Source organism: Caballeronia sp. GAWG1-1, assembly GCF_023631465.1.
GTDB lineage: Bacteria > Pseudomonadota > Gammaproteobacteria > Burkholderiales > Burkholderiaceae > Caballeronia.
Map to the genome: position 1 here is coordinate 23,861 of NZ_JALQDB010000017.1, position 21,011 is coordinate 44,871.

25 protein-coding genes, 1 pseudogene and 1 riboswitch are annotated in these 21,011 nt (G+C 62.5%); of the genes and pseudogenes, 16 read left to right on the top strand and 10 right to left on the bottom strand.

All coding sequences use genetic code 11. The annotated features are described in order from the left end of the window. The first annotated feature begins 256 nt into the window (after positions 1-256). The 3 genes from pdxH to NCT03_RS11415 all read left to right on the top strand — a co-directional run bounded on the left by pdxH (position 257) and on the right by NCT03_RS11415 (position 3,421). On the top strand, positions 257-898 hold the full coding sequence (gene pdxH, locus NCT03_RS11405) for a pyridoxamine 5'-phosphate oxidase (RefSeq protein ID WP_250492690.1): 642 nt from the start codon (positions 257-259) through the stop codon (positions 896-898). 139 nt (positions 899-1,037) lie between these two features. Beyond that, positions 1,038-2,252 (top strand): class I SAM-dependent methyltransferase, encoded by a 1,215-nt coding sequence (locus NCT03_RS11410; RefSeq protein ID WP_244826172.1) that lies wholly within the window; start codon positions 1,038-1,040, stop codon positions 2,250-2,252. A gap of 155 nt (positions 2,253-2,407) precedes the next feature. Beyond that, positions 2,408-3,421: a DUF72 domain-containing protein gene (locus NCT03_RS11415; protein ID WP_350030143.1), complete on the top strand. Its 1,014-nt coding sequence runs from the start codon at positions 2,408-2,410 to the stop codon at positions 3,419-3,421. Positions 3,422-3,665: 244 nt separating this feature from the next. On the opposite strand, the gene msrA is transcribed toward NCT03_RS11415, so the two are convergent. After that, positions 3,666-4,226, bottom strand: a complete 561-nt coding sequence (gene msrA, locus NCT03_RS11420) for a peptide-methionine (S)-S-oxide reductase MsrA (RefSeq protein ID WP_244826174.1) — start codon at positions 4,224-4,226, stop codon at positions 3,666-3,668. 434 nt (positions 4,227-4,660) lie between these two features. Between msrA and NCT03_RS11425 the strand changes: the two genes are divergently transcribed. Then, entirely contained in the window at positions 4,661-5,173 is a 513-nt protein-coding gene (locus tag NCT03_RS11425; protein ID WP_250465581.1) for a flavin reductase family protein, read from the top strand. Positions 5,174-5,206: 33 nt separating this feature from the next. Here NCT03_RS11425 and NCT03_RS11430 read toward each other — a convergent pair whose 3' ends face one another. Continuing rightward, positions 5,207-5,713 carry an Lrp/AsnC family transcriptional regulator gene (locus tag NCT03_RS11430; RefSeq protein ID WP_244826176.1) on the bottom strand — a complete coding sequence of 169 codons (507 nt, stop codon included), beginning with the start codon at positions 5,711-5,713 and terminating at the stop codon, positions 5,207-5,209. 130 nt (positions 5,714-5,843) lie between these two features. On the opposite strand from NCT03_RS11430, the gene kynB reads away from it, so the two are divergent. The 3 genes from kynB to kynA are packed head-to-tail and all read left to right on the top strand — an operon-like array spanning position 5,844 to position 8,670. After that, positions 5,844-6,476: an arylformamidase gene (gene kynB, locus NCT03_RS11435; RefSeq protein WP_250492692.1), complete on the top strand. Its 633-nt coding sequence runs from the start codon at positions 5,844-5,846 to the stop codon at positions 6,474-6,476. Positions 6,477-6,510: 34 nt separating this feature from the next. Beyond that, positions 6,511-7,761 (top strand): kynureninase, encoded by a 1,251-nt coding sequence (gene kynU, locus NCT03_RS11440; RefSeq protein WP_250492693.1) that lies wholly within the window; start codon positions 6,511-6,513, stop codon positions 7,759-7,761. 12 nt (positions 7,762-7,773) lie between these two features. Continuing rightward, positions 7,774-8,670 (top strand): tryptophan 2,3-dioxygenase, encoded by an 897-nt coding sequence (kynA, locus tag NCT03_RS11445; RefSeq protein WP_250492694.1) that lies wholly within the window; start codon positions 7,774-7,776, stop codon positions 8,668-8,670. 124 nt (positions 8,671-8,794) lie between these two features. Here the strand turns inward: kynA and NCT03_RS11450 are convergent, their stop codons facing one another. Next, on the bottom strand, positions 8,795-9,547 hold the full coding sequence (locus NCT03_RS11450; protein WP_250492701.1) for an IclR family transcriptional regulator: 753 nt from the start codon (positions 9,545-9,547) through the stop codon (positions 8,795-8,797). Between the two features lie 381 nt (positions 9,548-9,928). Here NCT03_RS11450 and NCT03_RS11455 point away from each other — a divergent pair, with 381 nt between their 5' ends. The 4 genes from NCT03_RS11455 to NCT03_RS11470 all read left to right on the top strand — a co-directional run bounded on the left by NCT03_RS11455 (position 9,929) and on the right by NCT03_RS11470 (position 12,784). Beyond that, on the top strand, positions 9,929-11,119 hold the full coding sequence (locus NCT03_RS11455) for an acyl-CoA dehydrogenase (protein ID WP_250492695.1): 1,191 nt from the start codon (positions 9,929-9,931) through the stop codon (positions 11,117-11,119). A gap of 250 nt (positions 11,120-11,369) precedes the next feature. Next, the gene (locus NCT03_RS11460; RefSeq protein WP_244826181.1) at positions 11,370-11,672 is read left to right on the top strand and encodes an ElaB/YgaM/YqjD family protein; all 303 of its coding nucleotides are present in this window, start codon (positions 11,370-11,372) and stop codon (positions 11,670-11,672) included. Positions 11,673-11,869: 197 nt separating this feature from the next. Further along, a complete protein-coding gene (locus tag NCT03_RS11465) occupies positions 11,870-12,250 on the top strand; it encodes a phage holin family protein (RefSeq protein ID WP_244826182.1) in 381 nt (126 codons plus the stop codon). Positions 12,251-12,271: 21 nt separating this feature from the next. Then, entirely contained in the window at positions 12,272-12,784 is a 513-nt protein-coding gene (locus NCT03_RS11470) for a DUF3318 domain-containing protein (protein ID WP_250492696.1), read from the top strand. 4 nt (positions 12,785-12,788) lie between these two features. Here the strand turns inward: NCT03_RS11470 and NCT03_RS11475 are convergent, their stop codons facing one another. From NCT03_RS11475 to glyA, 7 genes are all read right to left on the bottom strand, one after another. After that, on the bottom strand, positions 12,789-13,238 hold the full coding sequence (locus NCT03_RS11475) for a type IV pilin protein (RefSeq protein WP_250492697.1): 450 nt from the start codon (positions 13,236-13,238) through the stop codon (positions 12,789-12,791). A 9-nt stretch (positions 13,239-13,247) separates the two neighbouring features. Beyond that, entirely contained in the window at positions 13,248-13,739 is a 492-nt protein-coding gene (locus NCT03_RS11480) for a pilus assembly PilX family protein (protein ID WP_250492698.1), read from the bottom strand. Next, the gene (locus NCT03_RS11485; RefSeq protein ID WP_250492702.1) at positions 13,736-14,503 is read right to left on the bottom strand and encodes a PilW family protein; all 768 of its coding nucleotides are present in this window, start codon (positions 14,501-14,503) and stop codon (positions 13,736-13,738) included. The genes NCT03_RS11480 and NCT03_RS11485 overlap by 4 nt, the downstream gene beginning before the upstream one ends. Further along, positions 14,500-14,931: a type IV pilus modification PilV family protein gene (locus NCT03_RS11490; RefSeq protein WP_250492699.1), complete on the bottom strand. Its 432-nt coding sequence runs from the start codon at positions 14,929-14,931 to the stop codon at positions 14,500-14,502. Before NCT03_RS11490 ends, NCT03_RS11485 begins: the two co-directional genes overlap by 4 nt. Next, positions 14,928-15,476: a GspH/FimT family pseudopilin gene (locus NCT03_RS11495; RefSeq protein WP_244826187.1), complete on the bottom strand. Its 549-nt coding sequence runs from the start codon at positions 15,474-15,476 to the stop codon at positions 14,928-14,930. Before NCT03_RS11495 ends, NCT03_RS11490 begins: the two co-directional genes overlap by 4 nt. 155 nt (positions 15,477-15,631) lie before the next feature. Further along, positions 15,632-16,114: a transcriptional regulator NrdR gene (gene nrdR / locus NCT03_RS11500; protein WP_250465595.1), complete on the bottom strand. Its 483-nt coding sequence runs from the start codon at positions 16,112-16,114 to the stop codon at positions 15,632-15,634. Between the two features lie 30 nt (positions 16,115-16,144). After that, positions 16,145-17,392 (bottom strand): serine hydroxymethyltransferase, encoded by a 1,248-nt coding sequence (gene glyA, locus NCT03_RS11505; protein WP_250465596.1) that lies wholly within the window; start codon positions 17,390-17,392, stop codon positions 16,145-16,147. A 178-nt stretch (positions 17,393-17,570) separates the two neighbouring features. Continuing rightward, a riboswitch (ZMP/ZTP riboswitch) is annotated at positions 17,571-17,669 on the bottom strand. Between the two features lie 194 nt (positions 17,670-17,863). Here glyA and NCT03_RS11510 point away from each other — a divergent pair. From NCT03_RS11510 to NCT03_RS11530, 5 genes and pseudogenes are all read left to right on the top strand, one after another. Continuing rightward, positions 17,864-18,613, top strand: coding sequence for an SDR family NAD(P)-dependent oxidoreductase (locus NCT03_RS11510; protein ID WP_250492700.1), 750 nt, complete (start codon positions 17,864-17,866; stop codon positions 18,611-18,613). A gap of 134 nt (positions 18,614-18,747) precedes the next feature. Continuing rightward, positions 18,748-19,200 (top strand): tol-pal system-associated acyl-CoA thioesterase, encoded by a 453-nt coding sequence (gene ybgC / locus NCT03_RS11515; RefSeq protein ID WP_244826191.1) that lies wholly within the window; start codon positions 18,748-18,750, stop codon positions 19,198-19,200. Between the two features lie 142 nt (positions 19,201-19,342). Next, positions 19,343-20,020 carry a protein TolQ gene (gene tolQ / locus NCT03_RS11520; protein WP_016346195.1) on the top strand — a complete coding sequence of 226 codons (678 nt, stop codon included), beginning with the start codon at positions 19,343-19,345 and terminating at the stop codon, positions 20,018-20,020. A 9-nt stretch (positions 20,021-20,029) separates the two neighbouring features. After that, a complete protein-coding gene (tolR, locus tag NCT03_RS11525; protein ID WP_244826192.1) occupies positions 20,030-20,473 on the top strand; it encodes a protein TolR in 444 nt (147 codons plus the stop codon). Further along, positions 20,470-20,988, top strand: a pseudogene (locus NCT03_RS11530) (cell envelope integrity protein TolA); the annotation flags it as partial. The gene tolR and the pseudogene NCT03_RS11530, both read left to right, overlap by 4 nt. Between the last annotated feature and the right edge of the window lie 23 nt (positions 20,989-21,011).

Sequence of the window (21,011 nt, forward strand, 5' to 3'; positions counted from 1 at the left end):
GAAACCGAAAAAGCGCGGGAGGGCTTCGCGGAGCATGGGCAAAAACAAGCCAAACGCCGCTGCGGCCCGTCAGGCATAGCTTACAAGCGCCTGTCTAATTGACAAAGTTGGTAGACCATTCATGCAGAAAGCGCGCGAATTGCGTATTCTGCCTTATCGAAACCCAAGGGGTGATAGCCGGACCGGATTCACCACGGCAAGGGCAAGAAAGAACCACCTTGGCTATACTGACGCCGACTGTAGCGTTTGCATAAAAATGACCACCCTCGCAGACCTTCGCAAAAATTATTCTCGCGGCTCACTCGACGCCGCCGACGTCGCGCCGGACCCGGTGCGCCAGTTCGACACCTGGTTCGCCCAGGCGCTCGACGCGAAACTGCCCGAACCCAACGCCATGACCTTGGCCACCGTCGACGAGAACGGCCGGCCCTCCGCGCGCATCGTGCTGATCAAGGGGTTCGACGAACGTGGCTTCGTTTTTTTTACCAATTACGATAGCCGCAAAGGCCGCGAAATCGCCGCCAATCCCGCGGCAAGTCTGCTGTTCCACTGGATCGAGCTCGAACGTCAGGTGCGTGTCGAAGGCGTGATCGTCAAGACGAGCGCCGAGGAAAGCGATGCCTATTTTCAGTCCCGGCCGCTCGGATCGCGCATTGGCGCGTGGGCGTCGGAACAGAGTCAGCCGCTCGAAAGCCGCGAGGCGCTCGAAGCGCGCGAGCGCGAAATGACCGAAAAATTCGGCGACGCACCGCCGCGCCCGCCACATTGGGGCGGCTACCGGCTCGTGCCGGACACGATCGAATTCTGGCAAGGACGTCCGTCGCGGCTGCATGACCGCATCGTCTACGAGCGCGAGCGCGCGGACGGCCCGTGGGATATCAAGAGGCTCGCACCCTAAGACGGGTCCGGTAGCAGGCAGTACGTCGTCATAAAACGCAGCACCACGGCAACGAACATGAAGGCGCGTCGATGCACGGGCATCCAGAACCGGCACGGCGGGCCTTCCCCTTGATTTTCTTTAGCGCGGAGAAGCAAGCATGTTCTGGGAGAAGAAGCTGACGCAATGGGTCGAGGAAGTGCGGGCCAGGGCCAACCTGCCTGCGCGCCTCGTGCTTTGGGATGGACAGCAGCACGACTTCGGGCAGTTCGCCGCGCCGCAAGTCACGTTGCATGTAAAGAGCGCGACGGCGCTGCCTTATCTGCTGGAACCGAGTCTCGACAATCTCGGTGAAGCGTACGTTAAAGGCAAGATCGATATCGAGGGCAAGCTCTCGGACATCATCAACGTCGGTTATTCGCTCGCGAAGAACACCGTCACGAGCGCGGGCAAGCTGGCTCGCGTGCGGCGCTACTTCAATCATTCGAAGGCGTCGGACAAGAAGGCCATTCAGTACCACTACGATGTGTCGAACGAGTTCTATCAGCTCTGGCTCGACAAGAACATGGTGTACTCGTGCGCGTACTTCGAAAACGGCGACGAAGATTTGGCCACCGCGCAGATCAAGAAGATTGATCACATCCTGACCAAGATTCAGGTTCAGCCGGGCCATCGTTTGCTCGACATTGGCTGCGGCTGGGGCGCGCTCGTGATCCGCGCCGCGCAGAAGTTCGGCGCGAAGTGCGTGGGCGTGACGCTCTCGGAAAACCAGTTCAAGCTCGCGACGCAACGCGTGAAAGATGCGGGCCTCGAAGATCAGATCGAAATCCGTCTGCAAGATTATCGCGACGTGCCGGGGCAATTCGACCGCATCACGAGCGTGGGCATGTTCGAGCACGTCGGACGCAAGAATCTGCCGGGCTACTTTGCAAAGATTCGCGATCTGCTGGTCGATGACGGCGTCGCGATGAATCACGGCATCACGTCATCCGACGCCGACAGCGGCGAGACCGCGCTCGGCGGCGGCGAGTTTATCGACCGCTACGTGTTTCCGGATGGCGAGTTGCCGCATATCGGTCTCGCGCTCGAAAGCATGCAGCGCGGCGGGCTGGAAGCGATCGACATCGAAAGCTTGCGCCGGCATTACGCACGCACGCTCGACATCTGGGCAGAGAGCTTCGAGGCAAATGCCGAGCAAGCCAAGAAGCTCGTCGATGACGAGAAATTCCGCATCTGGCGCGTGTATCTCGCGGGTTGCGCGTACGCGTTCGAGAACGACGACGTGTCGATCTATCAAGTGGTGTGCCGCAAGGCGGGCCGCAGCGCGACGACCTTGCCGTGGTCGCGGAAATACATTTACGAGAAGGCGCTCTGAAGCAGGGATCGAAGTTTTCGGAAGAGGACGCTGCGCGTGACGGCGACGCGCAGGGCTCCCTGCTCGACGACACGGCGCCGAGTGAGATTGCGCCAGCCGGTGAGCCAGAGTGCCTGCCGGCGTCGGCGGAAAACGGGCAAGCCACAGAACCCGACCTGTTCGAAGAACCCGCGCCGCGCAAGCCCGCGAGCCAGCCGAAGGCACGCGGCGTCCTGCCCGCGCCATTGAACGCCGATCTCGACGCGCTCGCGAAACAACTGCCCGAAGCCATTCATCTCGGCACATCGACGTGGTCGTTTCCGGGCTGGCGCGGAATTGTCTACGGCGACGCGTATTCGAACACGAAGCTCTCGCGCGACGGCCTCACCGCCTACAGCGCGCATCCGTTGTTGCGCTGCGTGTCCATCGACCGCTCGTTCTACGCACCGCTTTCGCTCGCCGACTACGCGCGGTATGCGAGCCAGGTGCCGGAGCACTTTCGCTTCATCGTGAAGGCGCCTGCCGCCGTCACCGACGCCTTTATCCGCGGCCAGCGCGGCGCGCCCGATGCGGAGAACCCCGCGTTTCTGAACGCGCGGATTGCCATCGACGAATTCGTGACGCCGTGCATCGGCGGGCTTGGGACGAAAGCCGGCGCGCTCGTGTTCCAGTTCTCGCCGCTGCCGGATGCGATGATCGTCGAGCCATCGCGCTTCATCGACCGGTTGGCGGCGTTTCTCGGCGCGCTTCCGCCGCTCGAAGGCGAGACGCGTTACGCCGTCGAATTGCGCGACGCCGTCATGCTGACACCGCGCTTCATACGCGCGCTGCGGGACGCGAACGTGCGCTATTGCATCGGCGTGCATGCGCGCATGCCGGACGTGCGTCGCCAGGCGAAGGCGCTCGCGTTGCTGGACGAAGAAACGCTAGGGCCGCTAGTCGTACGCTGGAGTCTGCACAGCGGCTTTCGCTACGAACAGGCGAAGGCGAAGTACGAGCCGTTCGACCAGATAGTCGATGAAGACCGCGACACGCGCGAGGCGCTGGCCGAACTGGCCGCGCGATATGCGATCGCGGGCCAGCCGGTGGTCATCGCGGCGAACAACAAGGCAGAGGGCTCCGCGCCGCTTACGTGCTTCGAGCTTGCGCGTGGGATTGCGCGGGAATGCGAGCGCGTACAACGCGGCTAGCGGTAAAGCTATAACGTGCGACGGCTGAAATCGACCGGGCTCCCCGGCGTACTGGCTGAACGCTCTGTCCACCGCTATCGAGCCGCACTTCAGGCACCGCTCGCATGCCGTCACGTCTTTGCTTCAAGCGCGACTTGAGCGCCAGGATGCCTCGCCTTATGGCATGGACTGAACGCGGCGACTTCTCGGCTCCGACACGGTATGCAGACCGCCCTCAAGCGCGGCCTCCACATCGCCCCGCCCTTCACTTCTTCAACCGATGCGCAAACTTCTTGCGGAACTTCGCGACCTTCGGGCCGACGACCGCCGCGCAATACCCCTGGTTCGGATGCTGCTCGAAGTAGTTCTGGTGATACGCTTCGGCCGGATAGTAGTCGTTGTCGAGCGCGGTGACCTGCGTGACGATCTTGCCGCCGAAGACATCCTCGCGCTGCAGTTCATCGATCACTTCGAGCGCGACCTTTCGTTGCTCGTCCGAATGCGTGAACACCGCCGAGCGATACTGCGTGCCCACGTCATTACCCTGGCGATTGAGCTGCGTCGGATCGTGCGTCGCGAAGAAAATCTCAAGCACTTCGCGGTAGCTGATGATCGCCGGATCGAACACGACCTTCACCACTTCCGCGTGCCCGGTTTCGCCGTCGCAGACCTGTTCGTACGACGGATCGACCACCTTGCCGCCCGCATAGCCGGATTCGACCGACACCACGCCTTCGACCGCCAGAAACACCGCTTCCGTGCACCAGAAGCAACCGCCGCCGAGCGTCGCGGTTTCGGTTCTCGCCTGCTCATTCTGCTGGGTCATGCGCAACTCCTCGTCAAGTGCATGCGGCCATGCCGCGGATCATCCATATGGATGCGCCTCGCCGCTTCTTCAACATTCCACGGTTTCTTCGATGTTTCCGATGCGCGAAGGGCTTGCTCCGAGCTTACCGGCTTTTACAAAGCGGCGTTGGCCACACTGCCGGCGCTGGCTTATGGCGGTTCCGGACGGCTGATTCCGCTAGAATCGAGCCAATCTCCAGCTTTTAGACAACACGAGAACAGGTCCTTCCGATTCGAATGCAACACGTATCCGGTTCGGCAAGACGAGATTCCACCAACTGATGACAAGCCCTTTCGCCCCGAGGAAATGCGCGTCCGGATCGGCATAAAACAAGACACTTCTAACCGATGACAAGTCCTCTCGCTCCAAGCGAAACTCGTCAGGTCGGCGAAAAAACAAGACGACTTTGCCCGATGACAAGCGCTAAAACCCCGAACTTCGATCCGAAAGAATTCCGCGCCGCGCTCGGCCAGTTTGCGACGGGTGTGACCGTCATCACCACGCGCACCGAATCCGGGCAGTTGATCGGCATCACGGCCAGTTCGTTTAATTCGGTATCGCTCGACCCGCCGCTCGTGCTGTGGAGCCTCGCCACCAAGTCGGCTTCGATGCCGGTGTTTCGCGCCAATAGTCACTACGTGGTGAACGTGCTCGCGGCATCGCAACTGGAGCTTTGCCGGCGCTTCGCCACGGTCAAGGGCGACCGCTTCGCGGGCGTCTCGCACGCGGCGGGCGACACCGGCATGCCAGTGCTCGACGGCGCGATTGCCTGGTTCGAATGCCACAATCGCAGCCGCTACGACGAAGGCGACCACGTGATCTTTGTCGGCGAAGTGGAGCGCTGTGGCGTGCGCGCGAAAGACGACAGCGCGCCTCCGCTGGTGTTTCACGCCGGCGGATTCCACACGTTGGGATCGATCGAATAAGCGCCTCGACGCTTGAGTATCAACGCCTGAGGCTCAAGGCGGGCTGCTTGGCCGCGCCGGTTGTTCGATCAGCGCGACGGGCACGCCTGCATCGTCCTTCATGGTTTGCAAGACGATATTCGAGCGAATGTCGATAACGCCCGGCGCCTTGTACAGCTTGCTCAGAATGAAATCCGAGTAGTGCTTGAGGTTGTGCGCGAGCACTCGCAACACGTAATGCGTGTCGCCCGTGACGACGAACGCGCCTACCACTTCCGGCCATTCGCGCACGGCCGCCGCGAACTTCTCGTGCCAGTTTTCCTGGTCGTTGCGCATGGAGACGTGCACGAAGGCTTCGAGCTCGATGCCCAGCCGCTCACGGTCCAGACACGCGCGATAGCTCGCAATCACGCCCTCTTCTTCGAGCAGGCGCATGCGGCGCAAACACGCCGAAGGCGAGAGCGCGATGCGCTCCGCAAGGTCCAGGTTACTGATCCGTCCATCTTCCTGCAGTACCGCCAGAATTCGGCAATCTGTTGCATCGAGCGTGAATCCGGTCATTTTTTAGTCCCCTAGCCCGTTTCATCGAATTATGTTCTAGCCACAACGTTTTTGGGTAGTTTTTTTGCAATCACATTTCGAGATAGCACGGCTATGATTTGACGCATCCCAGCGCTTTCTGTTAGCCGACATGACGCTTCTCGATATTTCTCCGCCGATTTCCACCGACACGCCGGTCTGGCCGGGCGATACGCCCGTTGGTATCGAACGCGTCTGGCGCATGGAAGCGGGCTCGCCCGTGAACGTGGCGCGTCTCACGCTTTCGCCGCACACCGGCGCTCATGCCGATGCCCCGCTGCATTACGACGAACACGGCGCGGCTATTGGCGAGGTGCCGCTCGACACGTATCTCGGCGCTTGCCGGGTCGTGCATTGCATTGGCGCGGCGCCGCTCGTTTTGCCAGAACATATCGCCGATTTTCTCGACGATGACAACGCCCCGCCGCGCATCCTCCTGCGTGCCTACGCGAGTGCGCCGCTCGATACTTGGGACAGCGCATTTTGTGCCGTCGCGCCCGCGACCATCGATCTATTGGCGGCGCGTGGCGTGAAGCTCATCGGTATAGACACGCCATCGCTCGATCCGCAGGAATCGAAGACGATGGACGCGCATCGCCGGATTCGCGCGCACGGCATGGCGATTCTCGAAGGCCTCGTGCTCGATGCCGTCGCGCCCGGCGACTACGAACTCATCGCGCTGCCGCTCAAATTTTCGACGCTCGATGCGAGCCCGGTGCGCGCCGTCCTGCGCCCGCTTTCCTGATCGCCCGATCTTCCCTGAACAATTGGACTTTTCGATGAAAAACCGTGACGACGCCGCCGCACTCGACCGCGACGACCCGCTGAATGCCCTGCGCGATCGATTCGTGCTTGCGAACGATGTGATCTATCTGGATGGCAACTCGCTCGGCGTGCCGCCCAAAGCGGCTGCCGCGCGCGCGGCCGGCGTGATCGCCGAAGAATGGGGCAAAGGGCTGATCCGCAGTTGGAACACCGCCGGCTGGTATGCGCTGCCGCGACGGCTCGGCAACAAGCTGGCTCCGCTCATCGGCGCGGGCGAGGATGAAGTCGTCGTGAACGACACGATCTCGGCCAATCTCTTCAAGATCCTTTCCGCGGCACTCAAGCTCGCGAACGAGCGCGATCCGAAACGTCGCGTGATCGTCTCCGAACGTTCGAACTTTCCGAGCGACCTGTATATCGCGCAGGGTTTGATCGAGCAGCTCGATCGCGGCTATGAACTGCGTCTCGTCGATGACGCGTCCGAACTGCCTGCCGCCATCGACGAACACACCGCCATCGCGATGATCACGCACGTGAACTATCGCACCGGCTACATGCACGACATGGCCGCGCTCACCGAGACGATTCATCGCGCGGGCGCAATCGCGGTCTGGGACCTGGCGCATTCGGCAGGCGCGGTGCCGGTCGATCTGAACGGCGTCGGCGCGGACTATGCCGTCGGCTGCACGTATAAGTATCTGAACGGCGGACCGGGTTCGCCTGCGTTCGTGTGGGTGCCCAAGCGCCATCAGAACACATTCTCGCAGCCGCTCTCGGGCTGGTGGGGGCACAAGAAACCGTTCGCGATGGACCCGGTGTATCGCCCGGACGATGGTATCGGTCGATATCTGTGCGGCACGCAGCCTATCGTCTCGATGTCGCTCGTCGAGTGCGGGCTCGATGTATTCCTGCAAACGGATATGCAGACCTTGCGGCGCAAGTCGCTTGCGCTTGGCGATCTGTTCATCGAGCTGGTGGAAGCGCGTTGCGGCGAGTTTCCGCTGACGCTCGCGACGCCGCGCGAACATGCGCGACGCGGCTCGCAAGTGAGCTTCGAGCATCCGAACGGCTATGAGGTGATGCAGGCGCTGATCGCGCGTGGCGTGATCGGCGATTATCGCGAGCCGCGTATTTTGCGCTTCGGCTTCACGCCGCTTTACACGCGTTTCGTCGATGTCTGGGACGCGGTTGAAACCTTGCGCAATGTGCTCGCAACCGAAAGCTGGCGTGCGCCGGAGTTTGGCGAACGCGCTTCGGTGACTTGAGAGGTGACGGCCATGAATGAGGTTAAAGGCGGCGGATGTCCGTACGGCCACGGTGCAGCCGATGCCGAACGGGCGGTGCAACCGGCAGAATCAGGTTGGCACGAAGCCAAGCTCGATTTCTCCGATTCGATGAGCTACGGCGACTATCTCGGCCTCGATTCGATTCTGACCGCGCAGCATCCGCGCTCGCCGGATCACAACGAGATGCTGTTCATCGTGCAGCACCAGACGAGCGAACTCTGGATGAAGCTCGCGCTCTACGAACTGCACGCCGCCCTCCAAGCGGTTCATACCGACGCCCTGCCATCCGCCTTCAAGATGCTCGCGCGCGTGTCGCGCATCTTCGAGCAACTGGTGCAGGCGTGGAACGTCCTCGCGACCATGACGCCTTCCGAATACACCGCGATGCGGCCGTATCTCGGTGCGTCATCCGGGTTTCAGTCGCATCAGTATCGGCAGATCGAGTTCATGCTCGGCAACAAGAATGAGCAGATGCTGAAGCCGCATGCGCATCGGCCGGAGATTCTCGCGCAGGTGCGACAGACGCTCGAAGCGCCTTCGTTCTACGACGAAGTGATCCGACTGCTCGCGCGACGTGGCTTCCAGATCGCGCCCGAAAGGCTGCAGCGCGACTGGACCCAGCCTACGACGCACGACGCGTCGGTCGAAGCGGCGTGGCTCGCGGTGTATCGCGATCCGTCACGCTACTGGGAGCTCTATGAGATGGCGGAGGAACTCGTCGATTTGGAAGACGCCTTCCGGCAATGGCGCTTCCGGCATGTGACGACGGTGGAGCGCATCATCGGCTTCAAGCAGGGAACGGGCGGCACGGCGGGCGCTTCGTATTTGCGCAAGATGCTGGACGTGGTGCTGTTTCCGGAGCTTTGGCATGTGCGCACGATGCTTTGAGATTGCGTGCGGTCGATGAACTCAAGCTGCGGCGACTGCGCAATTGCGCGCGACCCTCGCCGCCCGGCGACGCTTTAAGCAAGCCTTCTTCACGATGCCGCGAGTAGCCCAATCGAGCGGTCCGTCAGGCGAGCCGTCCCGCCAACGCCCTTAGTTTCGGCGCAATCGACTCGCGGAAATAACCCTCATCCATCGACGACGCCGGCCCGCTGCTGCTCAACACCAGCCAGCGCCCATTGCGCACGTCGCGAAACGGCGCGGCAATCGCGTTGACGTCGTCGTGCCATTCACGGAATGAATAGCAGCAGCCGTCGCGCGCGAAATCTTCGATCGCGCGCTGCGCCGAAGCCACTCGTTCGGCGCCTTCCCGTTCCCGCAATTCTTCCAGCAAGGCCGCGCGCTCATCGGCGTCGAGCACGGCGAGATAGGCGCGTCCCATGGAACTCGTGAGCATCGACAGACGCGATCCGGGCGCGAGGCCGAGCGTGAGCGCGGTTTCGCTACGAATGGTTTCCAGATAGATCATGTCGAGGCCATCGCGACAGCCGAGCGATACCGCCGCGCCGATCTCACGCGCCAGCGCGCGCATATGTGGCCGGGCGAGTTCCAGTGTGTCCGCGCCCGCCAAAAGCGAGAAGCCGAGCGAGAGCACGCCCGTGTCGAGCGCGTACTTGCCGGCGGCATCGTCGAAACGCAGGTAACCGAGCGTGGTCAGCGTGTAGGCCAGACGATTGACCGTCGCCTTGGGCAATCCCGTGCGCGCGACGAAATCGCGATTGCCGAGAAGCGTCTCGCCAGGGCGAAATGCGCGCAACATATCGAGACCGCGTGCGAGGGCGACGACGAACTTGCGATCGTCGGACGTGTTGGGCGGCAGGTGGGAGCGGCGGTCGGACTCGAGGTTTGAAGCGCGGTCGGACGCGTGTCCGGGATTACGCTCATCCACACGCCCGAATTCGTGGATGGATTCACGGCCGGACTCGCGGCTCGATTCGCGGTCTGAAGCGCGGACAGATTCGCGGCTAGAAGCGCCTTTGGAGTCGCCGGCTAATGCGTCTTCGGTTCTGCCATAAGGTGCACGTTCGGCTTTCCGGCGAGATCCGCCGTCGGTTTCACGCCCAGAACCACGTTTGAAAGCAGCAGACATCGGGTGCTAAACTCGAAACTAATTTGCAAAACATTGTTCCGCTAAGCGGAACGCAAGTCAAGCGCCGAAGCGAGGCGCTTTTCAATCGACACTGCATGGGAGGAGACGCACATGGCCGACGCCGCTCGCTTTAACTGGGAAGACCCACTTTTGCTGGATCAGCAACTCAACGAAGAAGAACGCATGGTCCGCGACGCCGCGCGCGCCTACGCGCAAGACAAGCTGCTGCCGCGCGTGACGCAGGCGTTTCGCGAGGAAACGACCGATCCATCGATCTTCCGCGAAATGGGCGAGCTCGGTCTGCTCGGCCCGACCATCCCCGAACAATACGGCGGACCGGGCCTCAATTACGTGAGCTACGGCCTGATCGCGCGCGAAGTGGAACGCGTGGATTCCGGCTATCGCTCGATGATGTCGGTGCAATCGTCGCTCGTAATGGTGCCGATTTACGCTTTCGGCAGCGACGCGCAAAAGGAAAAGTATCTGCCGAAGCTCGCGCGCGGCGAGTGGATCGGCTGCTTCGGGCTCACCGAGCCGAACGCCGGTTCCGATCCCGCCAGCATGACGACGCGCGCGAAGAAAGTGCAGAACGGCTATTCGCTTTCGGGCTCGAAGATGTGGATCTCGAACTCGCCTATCGCGGATGTGTTCGTCGTCTGGGCGAAGCTGGAGGAAAACGGACGCGATGAGATTCGCGGCTTCATCCTCGAAAAGGGCTGGAAAGGACTGTCCGCGCCAGCCATTCACGGCAAGGTTGGATTGCGCGCGTCGATCACCGGCGAGATCGTGATGGACGAAGTGTTCGTGCCGGAAGAAAACCTGTTTCCGGAAGTTCGCGGTCTCAAAGGGCCGTTCACCTGTCTGAACTCGGCGCGCTACGGCATCTCGTGGGGCGCGCTCGGCGCCGCCGAAGCCTGCTGGCATATGGCGCGGCAATACACGCTGGATCGCAAGCAGTTCGGTCGTCCGCTTGCGGCAAACCAGTTGATCCAAAAGAAACTTGCCGATATGCAGACGGAAATCACGCTAGGTCTGCAAGGCGTGCTGCGACTCGGGCGCATGAAGGACGAAGGCACGGCAGCGGTCGAGATCACCTCGATCATGAAGCGCAATTCGTGCGGCAAGGCGCTCGACATCGCCCGGCTCGCGCGCGACATGCTGGGCGGCAACGGCATTTCGGACGAATTCGGCGTGGCGCGTCACCTCGTCAATCTCGAAGTGGTGAATACCTACGAAGGCACCCACGATATCCACGCGCTTATTCTCGGACGCGCGCAAACCGGGATTCAGGCTTTTTTCTGAAAGGCGTATGGTGCGACTCGGACTGATCGATCCTCTTTGTAACTTTCGATCAGTTTGCTGAAACTTTTACGGGTCAGATCGGCTCCCACCGTTAGTGATGTCGAGAGTTTGACAAGGCTGCGGCGATTTCCTTTGATTAGCATCGAGTGGAATGAAACCTGCAAGGAGTCTGTGTTGCAGGTTCCAGCCTGCTCGTCAGCAATCGCATCTCTGGCTGCGAATCAGGTAGCCTCACCGATTGGAGCCTTTAATGTCAGAAATCAATAAGGAGCGATTCATGTCGGACATCAAAACCGTTCTCGCTGACGCCGAAGATCTTCTCAAGCAAGCCGCCAGCGCCACGGGCGAACGCGCTTCCGAACTGCGCGAGAGCGCGCTCGCTCGACTGAAACAAGCGAAGGAGAAAGCCGCCGATGCACAAGTCGTCGTGATCGAACGAGGCAGAAAAGCCGCACGCGCCACGGACGATTACGTCCACGAACACCCGTGGGCATCCATTGGTATTGCGGCAGGCCTCGGCACGGTGATCGGGCTTCTCATCAACCGCAAATAAGCAGCACTTCCCCACGCTCCTCGACAATGGCCCGGTGATTGCTACGTTCGTAACAGTCACGGTCCATCATCAAGAAAGGACCGAGCCGCCAACGCCCGCTCGGGGCGCACGGATCGACTCTCGCGCCGGAACGCCGCTTCGTGCGGCGACCGGGACAATATCAAAGCGGCACCCAACGCGCTTCTCGCACCCAAGCCATGACGACCGAACGGCCACCGCAGCAATCGTCCCCCGGACCGTTGCGACGAATCATCAGTTCTGCCTTCGCCATCTTCGAGACGCGCCTTGAACTCATCGGTATCGAGCTTCAGGAAGAGAAGGAGCGGCTTATCGGCGTACTGTTTCTTGGTCTCGCCGCCATGATGCTGGCAATGATGGCGCTGATCTCCCTCACCGTGCTCATCGCCATATTCTTCTGGGACACGTATCGCTGGCAGGCGCTTGGCGGCATCACGCTCGTTTATGCGCTGATTGCAATCGCCTGCGGACTACGTGCGCGCAGTACGCTGCTCGACGCGCCGAACATGTTTGACGACACGCTCGCCGAATTCCGCAAGGACCGCGACACGTTCCACTGAACTCACACGGGCAGTCCGACCATGAGCAAAAAAGACGATACCTTCAAGCCGCCCAAGCGTGACAACGCCAAGGCGCTGCGCACGCCGCACATGCGAGCGCTGCGCAAGGAACTGCTGATTGCGCGCGCCGATGTCGAACGCATGGAGCTTCAACAGGCCACGCACGATCTGCGCACGTCGATCACGCACTTCAGTTTCCTGCGTTTTCTGATGCCTGGCGGCGGCACCCGGCGCACGCCGAAGCGCGGTGCATCGGGTGGCGGCATCGGCGGCATTCTGGCATCGGTCAGCTCGATGCTTGGCGGCAAGGGCAGCAATCTCGGCCTGCTCTTCAAGCAGTATCCGATCATCGGCTCGGTGGCGTCGCTCGTGCTGACCAAGCCTGTGCGGACCGCCGTGGTGCGTGGTGCCAAGCCCGCGCTGAAGTGGGGCGGTCTTGGTTTGGTCGCCTGGGAAGGCTGGCGCATCTGGCAACAGATGAAAGCCCCGCATGCCGAAGCCACTACCGAAGCCGTCGACCCGACGGTCTTCTGAACGCTTAATTTTTCCCTCCCCAGCAAGCGGTGGACTGCGCGGTATCCAGTGCAGTCGCCGCTGATCCCGTCGTGCGGTTCGACCGCACGCCCGTCGCGTCGACGATGAATACGCCGCAAGAATCGTCCTGCATCGGACCATATGCGACTGGCGTCGCCTCGATGCTGTATCCGCCATTCGTCGCCGATTCCGGCAGCACCGCAAGCCGATAAACCGGCGCACCGCTCGACGGCGCCTGATCCATGCCGGCGGAAAGCGTCACTGCATCCGTCGCCGACTGCGCGAGCCGCGTACATTCGATGTATTGCACGGCGCGCATCGACGCCGCCGCCGCATCCAGCCGATGCGCCTTCGCCACGTGCTGCCGATACGCAGGCACCGCGAACGTCGCGATAATCGCCACGATGCAGAGCGCGATGATCAATTCCAGCAGCGTAAAGCCCTTGTCCTTCATGGTTCGTCCTCAAAACGGCTTCGCTACGACGCGCCGCCAATGTCGGGTCGCGCCATCGATTCTTGATTGCAGCCACGCCTCGGTCTCAGGCGATGCGCCGAAGCCACGCGCCGTCACGAGATACGACGTCACCGCCACCGCCTGGTCCGTATGCGACCAAGTTTCGATCAGACATTGCGGCGCGCGGCGCGCATACGGCCAGTCGCCAAACAGCTCGATGGCGACGGCCGACGCTCCTTCGAACGACGCCTTGCTGCGCCAGCCCACGGGCTCCTGCGCGCCCGAACTCGTCACGCCGGGCGCATCGGCAATCATGCGAACGCAGCGGACCAACGCGCTGTCGGCCGCATGAAACGCCTGCATCCGCTCGCGCGCCGACACGGCCGTGCGGGTCGCGACGAGCGAGGCTTGCAGCCAGGCGCTGGCGGTCACGAGCATCATCGCGGCGAGCAAGAGGACGATAGGCAGCACCGTGCCGCGCGAACGCGCGCGCCGCCTCACGACGCGCCTCGCGCGTTGCGTATGCCAACCGTGCGCCAGAAGGCCATGCGCGTGCGTCCGTCATCGCTGACGGCTGGTGCGCCATCGCAATCGACATAGTTCGCCCGACGTTTCGCCTGAATCGCCGCGCCACGCACGAGCACGCAAACCTCGGCGGCGTAGACATCCGGCCAGCGTTCGCGCGCGATGGCCGACGCGTCGAGCGCGGCCGGCGCACCCGCGATCCAGTAGACGACACGCATCCGTTCGACACCCTCGACCAGCGGTTGCGCCTGACGACCCCCGCCCTCGCAATAAAGCTCCGGCTCGCCGCTCGACGTGCTGGGCTTCGCGTAATAGCGGTTGAAGACGAACGCATCCGAAACCGTCTGGCCGATGCAGTCGGTCGGCGTGCCGCTCGTCGATGGCCACGTCGAAACCGTGTCGGCCGCGTAGCGGACCTGCAGACCGTCCGAGTGACTCGCGAGCGACTCGCACGACGCCGACGTCTCCGCGCCAGTCACACGCCCCTGCGAACAGCCGAAGAGCGGCGCGTCGGTCACGCCCGCGGTCGAAAAGCCGGCCATCTGCACTTGTTGAGCGACGAGATCGAGCGCGCCGACGCCGGCATCGTGAATGTGCGCGGCATCGGCGGCACGTTCGAAGCCCGCACGCTGAGCGCGATAAACCGACAGCGACGCGGCCAGGATCAACAGCCCGAGCGCAAGCGCAATCGAAAGTTCGAGCAGCGTGTGGCCGCGTGAATGAATGAGCCGCGTGTTCATCGTGCAAAGGCCATCGCGATGCATGACGTGTGCGGTCGCGCCTGCGGTTCGGGACAAGGCTCCGCGCCTTCCGCGACATGCCAGCTGACGGTTGCGACCTGCACGCCGTTGCCGCGATCCGAGATGGCGATGTCTCCATCGGGCAGCAATACAGCCGCCCTCGCCCGCCACCTCGACAACATGGCCGAGCTATCCGCGCTGCCACGCGTTGCCTCGCCGATGGAGTCGGCAATCAGTGCCGCGCGTTCGCTCAATAGCGCCGTTCGTTCGGCTTTTGCCAGCCCGCTTTGCATGGCGACGAGTCCGAGCGCCGTGACCGCCGCGATCGACAGGGCGATCATCACCTCGATCAGCGAATCGCCGCGCGGGCGAACGGAACGAGTGCGCCCGCCGCGCCTGATGCTCGGCATGACCGATCGCGCGTTCATGCCGATGCTCCGCAAGCGCCTTGAGTCATGCGCGCACGCCCGCCCGCAGCCAATCGAATGCAGCGCCGCGACGACGCATTCGCGTTGGCATCCGCGCTGCGCGGGCCGAAATCGAAGCTACGGAAGCCGCCGATCACTTGGCCCATCGGCGGCGTGAACGAAAGATCCGTCGATGCGCCCGCAATGGCGACCGATGTCATCGCCGGCTGCAAGCGCAAGAGCGTCAGCGCGCCGTCTTTATCGACGAAGAGGCCCCAGCCGCACGACCAGTCCGCGATACCCGCGTCGCAAGCCTTGCCCGCCGCGAGGCAATGCCGGCTCGCATCGACGCGGCATAGCGTGACGCGCGCGCCGCGTTTGAGCGATTCGGCCCGCGCGAGCGAAAGCGTCGAGAAAAGCGAGCGCGCGCGGGCATCGATCTGATCGCGTGCCTGCCAGGAGAGAAACGAAGGCGTGGCGAAAGTCGCGAGGATCGCCATCACGGCAAGCACCACGCAAAGTTCGACGAGTGTGAAACCGGAATTCGAGAAGCGGCTCATCTGCATGCCTTATCGACGAGTTGAACGAATGCTCAATCTAGCGATAAGGAACGCGCGCCGCCATTAGCCGAATGGACGAGTGTTCACGCGCGTTCGCACGGGGCACACTGCCCGAGGGCAAAAGATCGACTGGGGGAAAGATGCTCGGTACAGACGCGCAATCAGCGCTTGCGGGAAGTGGTCTTCTTGGGCGCGGCGCGGCGGAATTCCTCGAGCACGTCCTCGAACTCGGACACGTCTTCGAAACGCTTGTAGACCGACGCGAACCGTACATAAGCGATGGTGTCGAGCTGCCGCAACTCGTTCATCACGAGTTCGCCGAGACGTTCGCTCTGCACTTCGCGCTCGCCGCTGCCAAGCAATTGATATTCGATGCGCGCGACGGCTGCCTCGATGGCGTCCGCCGCAACCGGCCGCTTGCGCAGCGCCAGCTTCATGCTCGCGACGATCTTGCGGCGATCGAACTCGGTGCGGCTGCCGTCTTTCTTCACGACCGACGGCAGCGCCAGTTCGACGCGCTCATACGTGGTGAAACGCTTGTCGCAGGATGGACAGCGTCGCCGCCGCCGGATGGCTGCGCCGTCCTCCGACACGCGAGAATCCACGACCTGGGTGTCTTCGTGTCGGCAGAAGGGGCAGCGCATCGGGGCTTGGTTCCTGGCTCGGTTCGAATATCAGCGATAGACCGGGAAACGCTTGGTCAGCTCGGTCACTTGAGCGCGCACGCGCTCGAGGTTCGCCTGGTCTTCCGGTGCGTCGAGCACGTCCGCAATCAAATTGCCAACCTGCTCCGCTTCCTTCACGCCGAAACCGCGCGTGGTCATGGCGGGCGAACCGAGACGCACGCCGCTCGTGACGAACGGCTTCTCCGGATCGTTCGGAATGGCGTTCTTGTTGACTGTGATGTGCGCGGCGCCGAGCGCGGCTTCGGCCGCCTTGCCGGTGATCTTCTTCGCGCGCAGATCGACCAGCATGACGTGGCTTTCCGTGCGGCCCGAGACGATACGCAGACCGCGCTTGACGAGCGTTTCGGCCAGCACGCGCGCGTTATCGACCACTTGCTGCTGATACGTCTTGAACTCCGGCGTCAGCGCTTCCTTGAACGCGACGGCCTTCGCCGCGATCACGTGCATGAGCGGACCGCCCTGAATGCCCGGGAAAATGGCCGAGTTGATCTGTTTCTCGAATTCGGCCTTCATGAGGATCACGCCGCCGCGCGGCCCGCGCAGGCTCTTGTGCGTGGTCGTGGTCACGAAGTCCGCGTGCGGAACGGGATTCGGATAGACGCCTGCCGCGACGAGACCCGCGTAATGCGCCATGTCGACCATGAAGTAAGCGCCGACACTCTTCGCGATCTGCGACAGGCGCTCGAAATCGATACGCAGCGCGAACGCCGACGCGCCCGCGACGATCAGCTTCGGCTTGTGCTCCTTGGCGAGCGCTTCGGTCTTTTCGTAGTCGATGTCTTCGGCTTCGTTCAGGCCGTAGCTCACGACGTTGAACCACTTGCCCGACATGTTGACGGGCGAACCGTGCGTCAGGTGGCCGCCTTCGGCGAGGCTCATGCCCATGATCGTGTCGCCCGGCTTCAGCACGGCGAAGAACACGCCCTGGTTGGCCTGCGAACCGGAGTTCGGCTGCACGTTCGCGGCTTCGGCGCCGAACAGTTGCTTGACGCGGTCAATTGCCAGTTGCTCGACGATATCCACGTATTCGCAACCGCCGTAGTAGCGCTTGCCGGGATAGCCTTCGGCGTATTTGTTGGTGAGTTGCGAGCCTTGCGCGGCCATGACGGCCGGGCTCGTGTAGTTTTCCGAGGCGATCAACTCGATGTGATCTTCCTGACGGCGATTTTCCTGCTCGATCGCTTTGAGCAGTTCGGGATCGACCTTGGCGAGGGTACTTTCGGCTCTGTCAAACATACGTTTTCCGTGAGATCAAAACAGGTTGACCGGATCGCGCGTGACGATGCGTTCGAAGCACGAACGCAAAACGCAAGGAAGACGCAGGACGCCAGACGGGTCCACACGCGACGGATGAGGGAAGAATCCGGGTTCGCGGAACGGACAGCCACCGGCAACGCAGCGACGGCGCGCGGATCTCAGCTGCCCAGGCGAACGGCAAAACGACACTCCGCGCTTCCTAGTGGGTCGTTCCACCTTGAATCCGAAGATTCTATCGCCAGTCACGCGGGGTTTGAGCGTTGTAGTGTAATGGTGCGGCCGGGTTTAGGCAACTTGGCGAGCATCTGCGAAACGCTTAAAACGCACGATCGTTCGGGTTTGCAGTTGCTTGCCGCATCACATCATTGGAAGTACTCTGTGCGCCGTTGCCGGTCGTGTGTCCGCGCGCGCTCCGGCACAGCCCAACCCCCCACTTTCCGGAGCCCGCTCATGATCGTATTCGTCACCGGCGCCTCTGCCGGCTTCGGCGCAGCCATTGCCCGCACTTTCGTCAAGGGCGGCCATCGCGTCGTCGCGGCCGCGCGCCGTAAAGACCGGCTCGCCGCGCTATCGAAGGAACTCGGCGACTCGCTCTTGCCAGTCGAACTCGACGTCCGCGACAGCAACGCCATCAAGAGCGCCATCGCCTCGCTGCCCGAATCGTTCGCCCAGATCGACGTGCTGGTCAACAACGCGGGCCTCGCGCTCGGCCTCGAACCGGCACAACGCGCGAGTCTCGACGACTGGAAGAACATGATCGACACCAACTGCATGGGACTCGTCGATGTCACGCATGCCGTCCTCCCCGGCATGGTGGCGCGCAATCGCGGTCACGTGTTCAACCTCGGTTCGGTCGCGGCGTCGTACCCGTATCCGGGCGGCAACGTGTACGGCGCGACCAAGGCGTTCGTGCGGCAATTCAGCCTGAACCTGCGCGCCGACCTTGCCGGAACCGCGTTGCGCGTGACGGATATCGAGCCGGGCCTGTGCGGCGGCACCGAGTTCTCCAACGTGCGCTTCAAGGGCGACGACGACAAGGCCAGCGCCGTCTACAAGGACGTGCAGCCGCTCACCGCCGAGGATATCGCCGACGCCATCTACTGGATTGCGACGCGCCCCGCGCACGTGAATATCAACGCGATCGAACTCATGCCCGTGGCCCAAACCTTCGGACCGTTGCAAATACACCGCGGCTCGTAAGAGGAATCGACTGTATTTGGTGGCCCAACTTCCGCTTCCGGTAAAATGCCGCGGATGTTTATTTGTCAAAAAGCGAGCCGGAGCGGGTCCAAAAGCCTCCGCGCGAGCGGGGCGGCGCAAAGGTGAGTGATTCGTTGAATTTCGAATGGCCGATTCGGGTGTACTACGAGGACACCGACGCAGGCGGCATCGTCTTCTACGCGAACTACCTGAAGTTCTTCGAGCGTGCGCGCACCGAATGGCTGCGCGCGTGCGGTATCGACCAGCAGCGGCTGGCCGAATCGGCCGGCATCGTGTTCGTCGTGAGAAGAACATCCGTCGATTATTCGGCTCCCGCGCGCCTGGACGACTCCATTCGCATCGTGAGCCGTATCGCGCGGCTCGGGCGCGCATCGGTGGATTTTCATCAGGAAGCGTGGCGTGACGCGGTTCTTCTTGCAAGCGGCGATATTCGCGTCGCTTCGGTGGATCGCGCAACGATTCGCCCCGCCGGTATTCCCGAACGAGTTCTCGAAGGATTGAGGCGCGGTCCTCATGCCGGGCAGGTCGTGCTTGCCGCGGACGAGCATCGCGCGCACCCGGTCTGAACGCTTCACGAGCAAGAGCCGGCCACGAGGCGGCTTTCGTTTTATTGATGTCGCGGTCACGAAAGCCTGACGCGCCTTTGACCGGAAGCCCCTTTTCCGGACGTAAATAGCAGCTAATAGCAGGTGGAAGCAGCGGACTTTTATGAACAACACACAAGACTTGTCGATCGTATCTCTCGTCATTCATGCGAGCCTGCTCGCGCAGGCCGTCATGGCCCTGCTGCTTCTGCTCTCGCTGCTGTCGTGGACTTTCATCTTCCGCAAGTGGTTCGCCATTCGGCGCGCGCGCGCGCAAACCGAGCGTTTCGAACGCGATTTCTGGTCCGGCGGCGACCTGCAGGCGCTGTATCAAAGCGCGGCGAACAACCGTCACACCATCGGCGCGCTCGAGCGTATCTTCGAATCGGGCATGCGCGAGTTCTTGAAGGGCAAGGAGCGCCGCATCACCGATCCGGGCGCGATTCTCGACGGTTCGCGCCGCGCCATGCGGGCTGCCTTTCAGCGTGAAATGGACGTGCTCGAAGCGAATCTCGCGTTTCTTGCATCGGTCGGCTCGGTCAGTCCGTATATCGGTTTGTTCGGCACGGTCTGGGGCATCATGAATTCGTTCCGCGGCCTCGCAAACGTACAGCAGGCGACGCTCGCCAACGTGGCGCCCGGCATCGCCGAAGCGCTCGTCGCGACCGCGATCGGCCTCTTCGCCGCGATTCCCGCCGTGGTCGCTTACAACCGCTACGCTCACGATATCGACCGCCTGGCGATCCGCTTCGAGACCTTCATCGAAGAGTTCTCGAACATCTTGCAGCGTCAGGCGCACTAAGGAGTCACGATGGCAGGCTCGTCCCGTTCCAGCATGCGCGGCAGTTCGCGCCGCGCCATGGCCGACATCAATGTCGTGCCGTATATCGACGTGATGCTCGTGTTGCTCGTCATCTTCATGGTGACGGCGCCGCTCGTGTCGCCTTCGATCATCAACTTGCCGACCGTCGGCAACGCGCAGCCACAGGAACAGCAGCCGCCGCTCGTCATCAACATCAAGGCCGACGGCAGCATGAACGTGCGCTACAAGGAAGAAGGCGGCGCGACGCAAGAGCAGAGAATGACCAAGGACGACCTGAACACGTTCGTGCTGAATCGTCAGGAGTCGCATCCGGATCAACCCGTCGTCATCGCGGCGGACAAGACCGTGAAGTATGAAGTCGTCATGAACGTGATGTCCGATATGAAGGCGCGCGGCGTGAAGCGCGTCGGATTGCTCGTCAAATCGCAATGACCCTTTTGCAGAACCGGCAGACGCGCGGCTCATCAGCGCGACCCATCCGCCCGCCGCGCGAACGCGGTACGGGCCGCGCTTTCGCGCTCGCCGCCGTCATGCACTTGCTGCTTGGCTGGCTGCTATATCACGGCATCAACTGGCAGAACAACACCCCCGCCGGAGCCGAGGCGGAACTGTGGACCGAGATTCCCGACACGCCTGCTCCCACGCCGCGCGTCGCGCCCCCGCCGCCCGTGGCCGTGAAGCCGCAGCCTGCGCCGCCGCCCGCGAAGGACGAGGACGCCGACATCGCGCTGCAGGAAAAGAAGCGTAAGCAGGAAGCCGCCGCACGCGATGCACAATTGGCCGAGCAGCGCCGCCAGCAGGAATTGGCGCAGCAGGAAGCCGAAGCGAAGCGCCAGCAGCAAGTCGCCGCTCAGGCCGCCGCGGGGGCCGCCCCGCAGAACGCCATGCCGGACAAGCAGAACGAGATGGAACAGGAACGTCACGCGGTCCTGCCAAAGCAACAGCAGGGGTAGCAGGAACAGGACAAGGG

Bases quoted from the DNA above. Each gene is read 5' to 3' on its own strand.
- kynA (WP_250492694.1), top strand. From the start codon at position 7,774: ATGAATGAGGTTAAAGGCGGCGGATGTCCGTACGGCCACGGTGCAGCC.
- NCT03_RS11425 (WP_250465581.1), top strand. From the start codon at position 4,661: ATGACAAGCGCTAAAACCCCGAACTTCGATCCGAAAGAATTCCGCGCC.
- tolQ (WP_016346195.1), top strand. From the start codon at position 19,343: ATGAACAACACACAAGACTTGTCGATCGTATCTCTCGTCATTCATGCG.
- NCT03_RS11410 (WP_244826172.1), top strand. From the start codon at position 1,038: ATGTTCTGGGAGAAGAAGCTGACGCAATGGGTCGAGGAAGTGCGGGCC.
- NCT03_RS11510 (WP_250492700.1), top strand. From the start codon at position 17,864: ATGATCGTATTCGTCACCGGCGCCTCTGCCGGCTTCGGCGCAGCCATT.
- NCT03_RS11430 (WP_244826176.1), bottom strand. From the start codon at position 5,713: ATGACCGGATTCACGCTCGATGCAACAGATTGCCGAATTCTGGCGGTA.
- msrA (WP_244826174.1), bottom strand. From the start codon at position 4,226: ATGACCCAGCAGAATGAGCAGGCGAGAACCGAAACCGCGACGCTCGGC.
- pdxH (WP_250492690.1), top strand. From the start codon at position 257: ATGACCACCCTCGCAGACCTTCGCAAAAATTATTCTCGCGGCTCACTC.
- NCT03_RS11485 (WP_250492702.1), bottom strand. From the start codon at position 14,503: ATGAACACGCGGCTCATTCATTCACGCGGCCACACGCTGCTCGAACTT.
- NCT03_RS11495 (WP_244826187.1), bottom strand. From the start codon at position 15,476: ATGCAGATGAGCCGCTTCTCGAATTCCGGTTTCACACTCGTCGAACTT.
- glyA (WP_250465596.1), bottom strand. From the start codon at position 17,392: ATGTTTGACAGAGCCGAAAGTACCCTCGCCAAGGTCGATCCCGAACTG.
- NCT03_RS11490 (WP_250492699.1), bottom strand. From the start codon at position 14,931: ATGAACGCGCGATCGGTCATGCCGAGCATCAGGCGCGGCGGGCGCACT.
- tolR (WP_244826192.1), top strand. From the start codon at position 20,030: ATGGCAGGCTCGTCCCGTTCCAGCATGCGCGGCAGTTCGCGCCGCGCC.
- NCT03_RS11475 (WP_250492697.1), bottom strand. From the start codon at position 13,238: ATGAAGGACAAGGGCTTTACGCTGCTGGAATTGATCATCGCGCTCTGC.
- kynU (WP_250492693.1), top strand. From the start codon at position 6,511: ATGAAAAACCGTGACGACGCCGCCGCACTCGACCGCGACGACCCGCTG.
- kynB (WP_250492692.1), top strand. From the start codon at position 5,844: ATGACGCTTCTCGATATTTCTCCGCCGATTTCCACCGACACGCCGGTC.
- NCT03_RS11465 (WP_244826182.1), top strand. From the start codon at position 11,870: ATGACGACCGAACGGCCACCGCAGCAATCGTCCCCCGGACCGTTGCGA.
- nrdR (WP_250465595.1), bottom strand. From the start codon at position 16,114: ATGCGCTGCCCCTTCTGCCGACACGAAGACACCCAGGTCGTGGATTCT.
- NCT03_RS11470 (WP_250492696.1), top strand. From the start codon at position 12,272: ATGAGCAAAAAAGACGATACCTTCAAGCCGCCCAAGCGTGACAACGCC.
- NCT03_RS11455 (WP_250492695.1), top strand. From the start codon at position 9,929: ATGGCCGACGCCGCTCGCTTTAACTGGGAAGACCCACTTTTGCTGGAT.
- NCT03_RS11460 (WP_244826181.1), top strand. From the start codon at position 11,370: ATGTCAGAAATCAATAAGGAGCGATTCATGTCGGACATCAAAACCGTT.